We start from the raw sequence: 13,068 nt of genomic DNA on the forward strand, positions 1-13,068 counted from the left end.
ACCGGACGGGCCGCCGCCCCTGGGACCGGCCACCGTTCCTGGGGGTACGGGGGCAGCCCTCCCCGGGCCGGGGGGGCACCGCCCTCGTGCCGGACGGGTCACCGCTCCCGGGGCCCCTGAGGGGCTGTCCCGGTCCGGGCGCCGTTCTGGGGGGCGGGGTGGCCGACGGGCCGGGCCCGCTGCTCCCCCGGACCCGGGATGACGTCCTCGGGCCGGGCCTCTGCCCCGTAGCGGGCGGGGGGCCGTGTCCGGGCCCGGTGCGCCGTACCGGGCCGGGCCGGCTGCCCTTCCGGAGCGGGCGCCCGCCTTCCGGGCCGGACCGCCGGCCACCGGCCCGGGGCGCTGCCGGGCGGACGGGCCGTCGCTCGCCGCCCCGGGAAGCAGCGTCCTCCGGCTCGGATGCCCGCCCCCGGGGGCCGGGCCGCCGTCCGCCGGCTCGGGGAGAGGACCGGCCGCCGTCAGGGGACGCGCAGGCCCCGGCGGGAAAGGGCGGGGGTCCGTGGGTGCCGTGCCCGGTGCGCACGCCGGCGGTGTTCACGCGGGCCGGCCGGGGGGCGGTGCCCGCGCGGGCCGGGACCGGGCCGGGCGCTGGCCGGAACCGGGGTGAGGGCCGGGGGCGGGGAGGCTCCTCCGCCCTCCGCTCCCCTGCCCTCCGCTCCCCTGCCTTCCCTCCCCTGCGTTTCTCCGGGTCCGGGTCCTGCCCGGGAGCCGTCCGGCCGCTCCGGGGGCTGGTTCGGGGGGCCGGTTCGGGTGGTCCGAGGGGGCCGGCGGGGGCGGTCCGAGGGGCCCGGTCCGGGCGGGGTGGTGTGCGGGGAGGGGGTGGGGCCGTGGCCGGGGAGGGGGGTGTGACGTGGGCGGTGTGACGTGGGACGCGGCCGGGACCGCGTCATGGGAACGGGGGGCGGGGCTCTGGAAGGTCGGGGCTCCGGTTCGTCAGGCCCCGGGAATGCCTATGGGAGGGGCGGGGTGGCCGTGAGCGATGTCCGACGGTCCGCGGGGAGGGCCACCTGGGACTGGACCACCTTCCGGCGGGGTGTCACGGTACGGCCCGCGCCCGCCGAGCCGGAGACCCTGCGGCTGCCCAGACCCCCGCTGCTGGGCCCCGACCCGTTCCCGCACGCGCTGTCCACCGGACCGCCCCTCCTGCCCCCGCTCCCGCCCGAACGGGCCGACCTCCTGCACCGGGCCCGGCTCGGCGAACCCGGCGCCGTCCACCGGCTGTGCGCACGGGCGGCCCGGCCCGGGCAGCGGATCGTCCGGCGCTACCTCGGACCGGCCCAGCGCGAGATCACGGAGGCCCTGCTCTTCCACGCCTGCCGCCGCGCCGTCGGCGCACTGCAGCACACCGCGCCGGAGGACCGCACCTTCGACTTCGACCGCGAGGTCCGGGTCGGCGTGCGGCGGTCCGCCGCCGGACGCGCCCTGCACCGCGAGGTCACCGGCGGCGGACCGGGCGCCGAGGAGACCCTCCTCGCCTACGACGTGCTCGCCTCGCTCCCCTCCCACCACGCCGACGTGCTCTGGGCGGTCTGCGTGGAGGGCGAACCCCCCGCCCGCCACTCCCCCGCACTCCTGCAGGCCGCCCTCGACACCCTGGCCGACGCCTACCTGTGGCGGGGACTGCGCCGCACCGGCCCCGTGGAAGCGCGGGGAAGCCACCTGTCCTACCTGACGGCCCTCTCCCACGCACGGCACGAACTGACCGCGCACCACGCCACGGAGATCCGGGCCCACCTCGACGGCTGCGTCCTGTGCCGGCTGCTCACCGCCGAGGCCGCGGCCCCCGGCTCCAGCCTCCCCGCCCGCCTGAGACGCCGGGGAACGTAGCACCCCCGCCCCGGCCACCACGACCGGCACGGAAACGATGACCGGCACGGAAACGGCGGCCGGCCCGGCAGCGGCGGCCGGCCCGGCAGCGGCGGCCGGCCCGGCAGCGGCGGCCGGCCCGGCAGCGGCGGCCGGCCCGGCAGCGGCGGCCGGCCCGGGACCGGCAACCGCCACGGGGACGGTGACCGCCGTGACCGGCACAACGCCGACCGCCGGCGCCAGGGCGGCACCCGGTCCGCCCCCGGCCGCGGTGACCGGCACGGCACCGGCCACCGCGGCCCGGACGGAAGCGACGGCCGGTACGACCGCGGTGACGGCAGCCGGTGCGGGAACGGCGGCGGCCGGCCCGGCAGCGGTGAACCGTACGGCCGCCGCAGCAGTGCCCGGCGCAGCGGCGGCGGTCACCGGCGCGACCGGGACGGAGGTGACGGCCGGTACGGCCGCCGTGGCGGTGCCCGGCACAGCGGCGGCGGTGACCGGTGCGGGAACGGCGGCCGGCGCAACTGCAGTGACGGTGCCCGGCGCGGCGATGGCGGCCGGGGCCGGGGCGGGGGTGGTGTCCGGCGCGGCAGGGCCGCCCGGCACAGCGACGGCGGTGGCCGGGGCCTGTGCGGAGACAGCAGCCGGTACGGCCGCCGTGACCGTGCCCGGCGCGGCGATGGCGGCCGTGGCCGGTACGGGGGTGGTGACCGGCGCGGCGGCGGTGGCCGGGGTGGTGACCGGGGCCGGGGCGGGAGTGGTGACCGGCGCGGCCGCCGTGACCGTGCCCGGCGCGGCGATGGTGACCGTGTCCGGTGCGGGAGTGGTGGCCGTGTCCGGGGCGGGGGTGGTGCCGGGGGCGGCGGGGGTGGGGTGTGCGGTCACCGGGGGGCTCCGTTGCCCGCGGCGGGGGCCGCTCTGGGCGGGGGCGGGGTTCTCAGGTGGCGGGCCGGGGCCGGGCGGGGGGCGGCGGCGGATCCCGGGGGGCCGGCCGCGGGCGGCGGATGGGCCGGCGCCCCCGGGTCCCGGACCAGGGTGATGGCATGGCCCAGGGTCGCCGCCCGGACGCACACCGCACAGCTCGGCGTGTGCGCCGGATGGACCCAGCAGGGGCTCCACGCCTGCCGCAGCGCGCGCAGCACCCGTTCCCGGTCCTGGCTCCAGCCCCGGTCCAGGCTCTCGGGCAGATAGCCCCGCTCGATGGCCGCGATGACGGCCGGGGCGCGGCTGCGGACGCCGAAGGCGGCGTAGATGGCGCGCAGATGGGTCTGCACGGTGGCTCTGCTGATGCCCAGTTCCTGGGCGATCCGGTCGGCGGTGGCGCCGGTCAGCATGAGCCAGAGCACCTCTTCCTGGCGTCGTGTCAGCTCCCGCGGCGGTGAGGGCCTGGGCGGCCGGGAGGGCTGGGCCGGCTGGGGCGGCTGGACGGGCTGGGTGGGCAAGGCGGGGCCTCCTCCTCGGGGCGGCGGGTGCCGCCGTACCGTGTGTGACATCTGAAGAGAGGCCCCACCCGCTCCTTCATGACGCGGTCGGGCCCGGATGGTGCCCAGGACCGGTCAGGGACGGCCGAACAGGTTCGGCGCGTAGCCGTTGGACAGCGAGGAGATCCTGATGTTCACGCCCGGCCGGGGGGCCTCCACGTAGCGTCCGCCGCCCAGGTAGATGGCGACGTGGTGGACACCGGACTGGCGGCCGTTGGAGGACCAGAAGATCAGGTCGCCCCGGCGCAGGCTGCCCGCCGTGATCCGGGTGGTGGCCCCGTACTGGTCGGAGGCGACCCTCGGGAGCTGGATCCCCACCCGACGGTAGGCCTGCTGCACCAGACCGGAGCAGTCGTAGCCGAGGTAGCCGTTGCCGCCCCAGATGTACGGCTTGCCGAGCTGGGCCAGGGCGTAGGAGAGAGCGGGCTCCAGCGAGCCCGAGTCCGCCTTCGGCGGCACCACGCCGCTCCCCCCGCCGCCGCCCGTGCCCGGGGCGGTGCCCCCGCCGCCGGTGCGCTGGAGGTAGACGCTCTGATGGCTGGTCCACCGCCACTGGCCACCGGACTGGAACCAGTAACGGGTGCCGTCCCAGCCCGCCCGGCTCGGCGCGGGCAGCCAGGCGTCCGCCGACACCTTCCCCCCCGACCCCGGGCGTGCCGGGGCCGGTGCGGGTGCGGGTGCGGGGGCGGTGCCGCGGCCGGTGCGCTGGAGGTAGACGCTCTGATGGCTGGTCCACCGCCACTGGCCACCGGACTGGAACCAGTAACGGGTGCCGTCCCAGCCCTCACGGCTCGGCGCGGGCAGCGCGCTGGCCGGGGCGGCCGTGCCCGCCTCGATGCCCACGACACCGGTCGCGATGGCCAGCAGCGCCCCCGCCGTCCGGCGGCGGCAGGCACGGGCATGAGCCGCGGTGCGCACGGGCCCGGCCCCCTTCTCCCGCTGCGCGAAAGCGGTGCAGAACTCGCAGGTCCCGCAGTCCTCGGCGGCGTTCAGCTCGACGAACTTCGGTGACTGGGCCACTGGTTTCCCCATTCCTTCGGATTCGCGCTCGGGCTGAGCAGCGACAGTACGAGCAGGCGCAGGAACTCGGCGTCCCGGCCCGAGGGAGCGTCGCCGCCCTCGCCCTCGCCGGCCCTGATCCGCTCCAGGGCCGCACGGGCGATGTCGACGGCGTCGCCGATGACGGTGGTGCGCAGCTCGGCGTTGAGCTCCGCACTGCGCAGCCGGTGGATCGCGTCGGCGACCTCCGCCGCGTAGTCCAGGGAGAGCTGCTGGACGGAGTAGACCTCCAGACCCGCCGGGGTCATCTCCGACGCCAGCCGGCGCGTCGCCTCCTCACCGAACCACGCACCGTCACGCAGCGTCGGCCCGGGACTCCCGAACCGGTCACAGGGCAGCAGCGACACGGCCTCCGCCACACTCGCCACCGCCTGCTCCCGCAGGAACTCCTCATGATCATCCACGGTGAACACCGCCCGCGCCGTGTCCCTGACCCGCCACACGATCAGCAGACCGACCACGACCGGATGCCCCACACGGTCCACCGCCGACACCCCCTCCCCCCGGAAGTGCCGCAGCCGCACATCCACCCGGTGCCGCCTGGCGAAAGGATTCACCCACACCAGCCCCGTACGGCGCACCGTGCCCCGGTAACGGCCCCACCGGGTCAGCACGACCGCGTGGCCCTCCCCGTTGCGCAGCAGGCCCCCCACCGCGAGCAGCACCACCACCGCCAGCCCGGCCAGCAGCGGCGGCGACGCCTGCGGCATCCCCTCCCACCGCACCAGCTCCCGCGGCCGGACCGCGAGGGCCACCAGCACCGCACAGCACAGCACCGCGCACAACAGCGCCAGCATCCCCGGCAGAACCGGACGGGCACGGAACTCCCGCACCTCCGACACACCCCCCGACCGCGGCGCCCTGCGCCGCGGCACCGCCGAGGACACCCCCACCGGACCCGCACCACCGGCATCAGCACCGCCGGGGACACCCTCGGGGACACCGGCACCGGCAGAAACACCACCGGCACCGTCGGAGACGTAGACACCGGCACCGGCAGCACCGGCACGTGCGCCGACACCGGCAGGACCAACGGCACCGGCAGGACCGACGGCACCGGCAAAGCCAACACCGCCAGCACCAGCGGCAACACCGCCGTCAGGACCGGCCACGGGACCGCCGACGGCACCGTGCACCACACCCGGCCCGATGCCGGGGCCAGTGCCGGTGCCGGGGCCGGGGCCGGTGCCGGTGCCCGGAGGCCGGTCGGTCACCTCCCCCAGCCAGGACCCGCCCCCACCAGCCCCCGCACCCTGGACATACGGGCCGGCCTCCACCACGAACGGACCGGACGGACCACCCTCCCCACCACGCAGACCCTCCGGACCATCACCCAGACCCCGGACACCACCCAGACCATGAAGACCACCCGGGTCGTGAAGACCGCCCGGGTCATGGAGACCACCCGGGTCATGGAGACCGCCCGGAACACCCTCCGGGCCCCGGACACCACCGAAACCGACCTCCGGACCCCGGACACCCTCCAGGACACCGTCCGGACCACGAACACCGTCCGGGTCACGGAAACCGCCCACGACACCGTCCGGGCCCCGGACACCGCCCAGGCCGCCGTTCAGGCCCTGGACACCGTCCGGGTCATGGAAACCGCCCGGAACACCCTCCGGGACACCCCCCGGACCGTGCAGAGCGTCCGGGACACCTCCCTGATCGTGCGGGACGCTTCCCGGGGCCTGCGGACCGCCCGCACCGCTCCCCTGCTCACCCGGACCGTACGGACCACCGGGACCACCGGGGCCACCGGGACCACCGGGGCCACCGGGGCCACCGGGGGCGCTCTGAGGGCCGTGGAGGGCGTCGGGGCCGCCTTCCGGGCCCTGGACACCGTCCGGGCCGTCCTGCGGGCCGTAGGGGCCGTACAGGCCGTCCTCCGGACCACGGCGGCCGTCCGGGTCATCCTTCAGAACACCCGGACCACGCAGACCAGTCACACCGCTCCCCGCCTCATGCGGGCCGTCATGACCACCCGCGTCGTTTCCCGGCTCACGCCGGCCGCGCAGACCACCCGCGCCGTCCACCACTGCCCCCGCACCGTCCGGACCGGCCCCCGGGCCCCGCAGGCCCCGCGGACCGGCCATACCGTTCCCCGGGACACGACGGCCCTGCGGACCGCCCTCCCCGGCATACGGACCCCGCACACCGCCCGCACCGCTGTCCGGGACGTGCAGACCCTGCACACCACTGTCCGGAGCGTGCGGACCCTGCACACCGCCCTCCGGACCGGCCGGACCGGCCCCGTCGTCCTCCGGGACGAGAAGACCGTGCGGACCGCCCTCCGGGGCACCCGGACCCAGCGGGCCGCCGCCCGGGACACCCGGACCACGCCCGCCGCCGCCCGGGACACGCGGAACACTCACCGTGTCCGCGCCGTCCCCCGGGACACCGGGGCCGGGCACAGCACCCGTACCGCCCTCCACGCCCCGCAGACCCCGCGGGCCCTCCGGAACGCGCGGAACCCGCGGCCCGCCCGCACCGCTCCCCGGAACACGGGACGCAGCCGGACCGCTCCGACCGGGCAGAGCGTGCGGACCGCTCTCCGGACCCTCCGGACCTCCCGGGCCGCTCTCCGGGGCGTATGCGCCGGGCAACCCGCCCGGGCCCCTCCCCGGACCGCGGAAACCGTACGGGCCACCGGGACCGCTCTCCCCGACGGACGAGCCGGACGGGCCGTCCCCCGGAACGCGCGGGCCGTCCGGGACACCCTCCCGGACGCGCGGACCACGCGGACCGGCCTCCAGACCACCCGGGCCCTGCGGCCCGTCCTGCGGAACCTGTGGACACGAGTCACCCGCCGGGATGCGCCGGCCGCCAGAACCCTGCGGACCTTCCACCGCACCGTCCGGACGCCCCTCCCGGGCACGGGGCCCCTGCGGACCGCTCGGGCTGTCCGGACGCCCAGAGGCACGAGACCCCTGCGGACCGTCCTCCCGGACACCCGGCTCACCCGGACCGCCCTGCGCGGCACGCGGACCCTGCAACCCGCCCTGCGGAACCTGCGGGTACGGGCCGTCCTGCGGACCGGGCAGACCGCCCTCCGGGATGCGCGGCCCGTGCGGAGCGCCTCCGGGGCCTCCCGGGCCGGGCCCGCGGTACGGACCACCAGAACCCGGCGGACCGTCCCCCGGACCGCCCTTTGAGCGTGGGCTGTCCGGACGCCCTTCCCGGGCACGGGACTCCTGCGAACCCTTCTCCGGACCGCTCGGGCTGTCCGGACGCCCAGAGGCACGAGACCCCTGCGGGCCGTCCTCCCGGACACCCGGCTCGCCCTGCGCGGCACGCGGCCCCTGCAACCCGCCCTGCGGAACCTGCGGGTACGGGCCGTCCTGCGGACCGGACAGACCGCCAGAACCGCGCAGACCACCCTCCGGGATGCCCGGGCCATGCAGGGCATCTCCTGGATGTCCCGGGCCGGGCCCGCCGTGCAGACCGCCAGAACCCAGCGGACCGTTCTTTGAGCCACGCGGGCCGTCCGGACGCCCCTCCCGGACACCCGGCCCGTACGGACCGCCCTGCGCGGCACGCGGACCCTGCGACCTGCCCTGCGGGACATGCGGGTGCGGACCGTCCTGCGGACCGGACAGACCGCCCTCCGGGATGCGCGGCCCGTGCGGAGCGCCTCCGGGATCTCCCGGGCCGGGCCCGCCGTACGGACCACCAGAACCCGGCGCACCGTCCCCCGGACCGCCCTTTGAGCGTGGGCTGCCCGGACGCCCTTCCCGGGCACAAAGTTCCCCCGGGCCGTCCTCCAGGACACCCGGCTCGTACCGACCGGCCTCCGGGCCGCCCGGGCCCCGCGGCCCGTCCTGCGGAACCTGTGGACACGAGTCACCCGCCGGACCGGGCGGACCGTCAGAACCCTGCCGGATGCCCGCCGGACCGCCCGGACCGCCCGGATCATCCGGACCGTCAGGACCGCCTCCCGGACCACCCTGGCCGAGCCTGCCGAGTTGGCCGAGTTGGCCGAGGGTGCTGTCCGGGCCACCCGGGCCGAGGGAGCCGTCCTCCGGGCCACCCGGACCGCCCGCGCCGCCCTCAGGGCCGCCCGTCTCCGCTCCCGGAGGGCGGGCACCGCCGGGGACGCGAGTGCCGGACCCCGGAACGCGCGGGGCGCCGTCCGGGCCCTGCGTGCCGGACCCCGGGACGCGGGGGCGGTGCGGGACGGGCCCGTCACCGGCCCGCGGGACCGGTGACGGGCCTTCAGCCCCGCCCCCGGCCGGACCCCGCACCGGAACAGACCCCGCAACAGGACCAGCACCCGCACCAGAAGCCGCCCCCGAGGCGCCGGGGCCGGGAGTGGGGGCGCCAGGGCCGGGAGTGGGGGCGGGGGCGGGGGCGGGCTCCTTGAACGACACGTCCCCCACCTGTTCCAGCGGGAAGGGGAACTCCTCCGAGGGCAGGACCGAATTGACAGGTGCCCGTGCACGTTCGCTCTTCAACCGCGGCTTCCTTCTCCTGCGACACACCCGGCCGGCTGACCGGGCACCGTCCCGAGACACCGGCCCCCGAACCATGACGCGACAGAACGGTCCGATCGACGTGATCTATGACACGGTCGACACACCACCCCCCGCCGTGAAAGGAAGAAACACCGGGTCAGAGACCCGCCGGCACCTGGGATGACATCATTTCCGGGTATAGGCGGCGGCGCACGCCATCTCATCACTTGCAGGTATGTACCTGGTTACATCTGTTGACGTGTCAACTGTCCCTCTATCTAATGTGTTGCGCACTGGTAACCGTCAGTAAGCGCCGTGTCCGGCCGGCCAGGGCCGTACCGCCGCGGTAGAGGATTCATGAGCGACAACACCGCGTTCCCCCCGCCGGAGCCCGAAGAGTCCGACGAGCCGAGCGACGCCCGGCTCATCGCCGCCACCCGCGAGGGCGACAGCACCGCCTACGAAACGCTGTACGCACGCCACCGCAGGGCCGCCGCCCTGTGCGCCCGGCAGTACGCCACCCGCGAAGCGGACGTCGACGACCTGGTCGCCGAGGCGTTCGCCAACGTCCTCGCCGCCATACGCAAGGGCTCCGGCCCCACCGAATTCTTCCGCGGCTACCTCGTCCGCACCGTCCGCCACTGCGCCTTCCGCGTCACCCGCCAGCAGCGCCGCACCATCCTCACCGACACCTGGGACAGCCACGACACCGCCGAACCCGCCCCCGACCCCGCCACCGAAGCCTTCGACCACCAGGCCGTCACCGAAGCCTTCCACTCCCTGCCCGAACGCTGGCAGGCCGTCCTCTGGCACACCGAAGTCGAAGGCGAACCACCCGCCAGCGTCGCCCCCCTCCTCGGCCTGCGCCCCAACAGCGTCTCCGCCCTCGCCTACCGCGCCCGCGAAGGCCTGCGCACCGCCTACCTCCAGGCCCACATCACCACCACCGGCAACCACACCTGCCGCAGACACGCCACCCGCCTCGGCGCCTACACCCGCGGCAAACTCACCCCCGCCCAGAACACCCAGATCCGCGAACACCTCAACACCTGCCCCACCTGCACCGCCCTCCACCACGAACTCACCGACCTCACCGCAACCATCCGCACCACCATCCCCCCCATCTACCTCGGCACCACCGCCACCGCCTACCTCCTCCACACCACCACCAACACCAACGGCAGCAGCAGCAGCGGAAGTACCAGCAACAACACCAGCACAGACACCAACAACAACGCACCCCCAGACACCACCAGCACCGCCACCGGCACCGCCACCGGCACCGCCACGGGCACGGGCACGGGCACGGGCACGGGCACGGGCACGGGCACGGGCACGGGCACGGGCACTGCTACCGGCACCGGCACGGACGCGGACACGACCGGCACCGACCCAGACGCAACTCCCCCCGCAAACACCAACGCAGACACCGCCACACACACAAGTACCGGGACCAGCACGGACACCGGCACGGGCACAACCACCGACACAGCCACCGGCACCACCGCCGGCACGGCCACCGGCACACCACCGGCAAACCACACCCCCACAGCCCAACCCCCACCAACCACCCCAAACCCCGCACCCGCACCCGCACCCGCAACCCCCGGCCCACCCCCCACCCCCACACCCACCCCCGCCCCCACCCCGGCCCCGGCCCCGGCCCCGGCAGCAACCCCCGCAGCACCAGCAACCCCGGTATCCATACCCCCCTCCAAAATCCCCTGGAAAAACAGCCGCACCCTCACCACCACCACCCTCACCACCACCACCATCATCACCGCAGCCACCCTCGCCCTCGCCCTCACCACCAACCACACCACCCCCAACCAACCCCCCACACCCACACCACCCCCCACCACCCACACCACACCCCACACACCCAACCAACCCGCCGCCCGCCCCACACCCCCCACCACCACCCCCACCACAACCCCAGCAACCACCCCCACCACCGCCACCGCAGCCGCAGCCGCAGCCGCAGCCGCAACAACCCCGGAACCGACACCCACACCAGAACCGACACCGACACCGGAACCGACCCCCACCCCCGAACCCACACCGGAGCCCACACCCCAGCCCACACCCGAGCCGACACCGACACCGACACCGGAGCCCACACCCACGCCCACACCCACCCCAACCCCCACACCCGAACCGACGCCGACACCGGAGCCCACACCCACGCCGGAACCGACGCCGACACCAGGGCTGACGCCAACACCCACACCCACACCGGAACCGACGCCGACGCCCACACCGGAACCGACACCCACCCCCGAACCCACGCCCACACCCGAACCCACACCCACCCCGGAACCCACCCCAACCCCCACACCGGAACCGACCGCCACACCCCAACCCAGCCCCACACCCCAACCCACATCAGAAACAACCCCCGAACCCACCCCCACCCCCGAACCCACCCCCGAACCCACCCCCACACCGACACCAACCCCCACACCGACCCCGACACCGACCCCGACCGGCGAATGCAGACCCCCCGGCAACGGCAACGGCAACGGCAACGGCAGACCCTGCCACCCCTGCAACCGCCCCCACCACCCCCACACATGCCCCCCAAACAACAACTGGGCCTTGACCCCTGATGCTGGGCACACGAGACACTGGATCCTGAGGACGTGAAAACGGACATCTCGTTGGCCATGAAGAACTACCCGCCGGAGTTCACAGCGGACGCGGTCGCGCTGTACGAGTCGCGGCCAGAGGCGACGATCAGGTCGGTCACCGCCGATCTGGGGATCAACCCGGAGACACTGCGGAACTGGGTGAGGGCAGCCGGGGTAAGCCGTCCCCAGGACGGCGAGCGCAGGAGCCGACTCAGCCGCCGGCACCGGGGACAGCGGAGAGCGCCGACCTACGGAAGAACGTCCGTGAACTGGAGGAGGAACGCGAGATTCTTCGGAAAGCCGCGAAGTGCTTCGCCGGGGAGACGCGCTGGTGAACTCGAGTGTGTCGCCGATCTCCAGCCCCGTTACGGCGTGAAGCGGCACTGCAGCGGCTGAGGGTGGTGAGGTGCTCGGTCAGCTCGGCCTGGGTGAGTCGTCCGTGCGCGGCAAGAGCGCGCCGGATGAGATGGTCGGCGCGCCGGCGCAGATCGTCGTCCTGACCCAGCTGCTGGTAGCGGCGGTTGGCTGCGGCAAGAATCCGAGGGGACAGCAATGGCACCACTCAGCGGGCGTCGTTGCTGGGGATGGCGTGCAGGGTGCCACGCAGGTACCAGTTGCGGACGATGCTCCGCTCTTTCTCGTACGCCGTGCGGATGGCCTGGGCGGTGATGTCCCGGCCGCGTGCCCGGACGCCCAGGGCGGCGGCCGTGGCGTGGAAGACGTAGGCCCGTTTGTCGTAACGGGTCGCGACAGCACGGGAGTTCTTGAGCCGGTTGATGGTCCGCTCGACCTCGTTGCGGCGCCGGTAGCGCTCGCGGTCGAACCCGGCGGGCCTGCCGCCCGCGCTGCCTCTGCGCCGACGGTTGGCCCGCTGGTCCTCCGGCTCGGGAATCGTGTGCCTGATGCGGCGTCGTCGCAGGTAGTGGCGATTGCGGCGGGAGCTGTAAGCCTTGTCACCGCTGACGTGACCGGGCCGGGTGACCTCTGACAAGGGATCTTGCTCGTTTGCCAAGTGATCTTGTCGACCGGTAGGTTTCTGCCACTTGATCTTGATCGGTGGGTCTCGTCTGGTGGGGGAGACCGTGGCTAGTGCCGCGCTGGCGTACGGCGATGCCGTCCTGTCGGCCTTTGAGCTGGGGTTTATCGAGTCCGGGCAGCGCCGTCGGCTGCCGTTGGGCCAGGGCTGGAACCGTCGGTTCGAGGCGGCCGATCCGGTCCGGGAGTTCCGCTGGGCCAAGGGTGGGGACAGTTTCGCCGGTCTGTACTACTCGGCCACGGTGGGCGCCCACGTGGGCTACGAGTCATGGTCGGAGCGGGATCGGCTGATCCTGCTGGACCGCGATCCCGAGGTGGTCGGGATCGCGTCGCAGCCGTTCTGGCCGCACTGGCACGACGGGAAGCGGCGGCGCTGGCACGCGCCCGACTTCTTCGTGCGGCTGTCAGACGGCCGGGGGCGGGTTGTGGACGTGCGGGCCGGGGACCGGATCGATCGGGCGGTCGCCGAGTCGTTCGAGGAGACGGAGCGGGCCTGCCAGGCGGTGGGCTAGGGCCTGTCTTCAAAGGGTCATATCCACATCAGGAGTGACGCGATAGTGAGTGCCGCTTCGTATGATTCACGGGTTTTGTCGTAGCGGGTGG

Annotated in this window: 7 protein-coding genes and 1 pseudogene; 4 read left to right on the forward strand and 4 right to left on the reverse strand. The window is 74.9% G+C overall.

From position 1 onward, the window contains the following. Positions 1 to 972: 972 nt before the first annotated feature. On the forward strand, positions 973 to 1,827 hold the full coding sequence (locus ACZ7LB_RS22540; RefSeq protein ID WP_471470623.1) for a hypothetical protein: 855 nt from the start codon (positions 973 to 975) through the stop codon (positions 1,825 to 1,827). An 860-nt stretch (positions 1,828 to 2,687) separates the two neighbouring features. Here the strand turns inward: ACZ7LB_RS22540 and ACZ7LB_RS22545 are convergent. The 3 genes from ACZ7LB_RS22545 to ACZ7LB_RS22555 form a co-directional block, all read right to left on the reverse strand. Beyond that, on the reverse strand, positions 2,688 to 3,248 hold the full coding sequence (locus ACZ7LB_RS22545; protein WP_161226096.1) for a response regulator transcription factor: 561 nt from the start codon (positions 3,246 to 3,248) through the stop codon (positions 2,688 to 2,690). Positions 3,249 to 3,362: 114 nt separating this feature from the next. Then, positions 3,363 to 4,307 (reverse strand): C40 family peptidase, encoded by a 945-nt coding sequence (locus ACZ7LB_RS22550; protein WP_471470624.1) that lies wholly within the window; start codon positions 4,305 to 4,307, stop codon positions 3,363 to 3,365. Beyond that, on the reverse strand, positions 4,277 to 5,143 hold the full coding sequence (locus tag ACZ7LB_RS22555; protein ID WP_471470625.1) for an SPFH domain-containing protein: 867 nt from the start codon (positions 5,141 to 5,143) through the stop codon (positions 4,277 to 4,279). The genes ACZ7LB_RS22550 and ACZ7LB_RS22555 overlap by 31 nt, the downstream gene beginning before the upstream one ends. A 4,014-nt stretch (positions 5,144 to 9,157) precedes the next feature. On the opposite strand from ACZ7LB_RS22555, the gene ACZ7LB_RS22560 reads away from it, so the two are divergent. Further along, the gene (locus tag ACZ7LB_RS22560; protein WP_471470626.1) at positions 9,158 to 11,446 is read left to right on the forward strand and encodes a sigma-70 family RNA polymerase sigma factor; all 2,289 of its coding nucleotides are present in this window, start codon (positions 9,158 to 9,160) and stop codon (positions 11,444 to 11,446) included. Next, entirely contained in the window at positions 11,443 to 11,826 is a 384-nt protein-coding gene (locus ACZ7LB_RS22565) for a transposase (RefSeq protein ID WP_471470627.1), read from the forward strand. The genes ACZ7LB_RS22560 and ACZ7LB_RS22565 overlap by 4 nt, the downstream gene beginning before the upstream one ends. Before the next feature lie 289 nt (positions 11,827 to 12,115). On the opposite strand, the pseudogene ACZ7LB_RS22570 reads toward ACZ7LB_RS22565, so the two are convergent. After that, positions 12,116 to 12,409 (reverse strand): annotated as a pseudogene (locus ACZ7LB_RS22570) (transposase); the annotation flags it as partial. Positions 12,410 to 12,473: 64 nt separating this feature from the next. On the opposite strand from ACZ7LB_RS22570, the gene ACZ7LB_RS22575 reads away from it, so the two are divergent. After that, entirely contained in the window at positions 12,474 to 12,977 is a 504-nt protein-coding gene (locus ACZ7LB_RS22575) for a TnsA-like heteromeric transposase endonuclease subunit (RefSeq protein ID WP_471470628.1), read from the forward strand. The last annotated feature ends 91 nt before the right edge of the window (positions 12,978 to 13,068 follow it).

It is taken from the genome of Streptomyces sp. NPDC107521 (assembly GCF_055598485.1).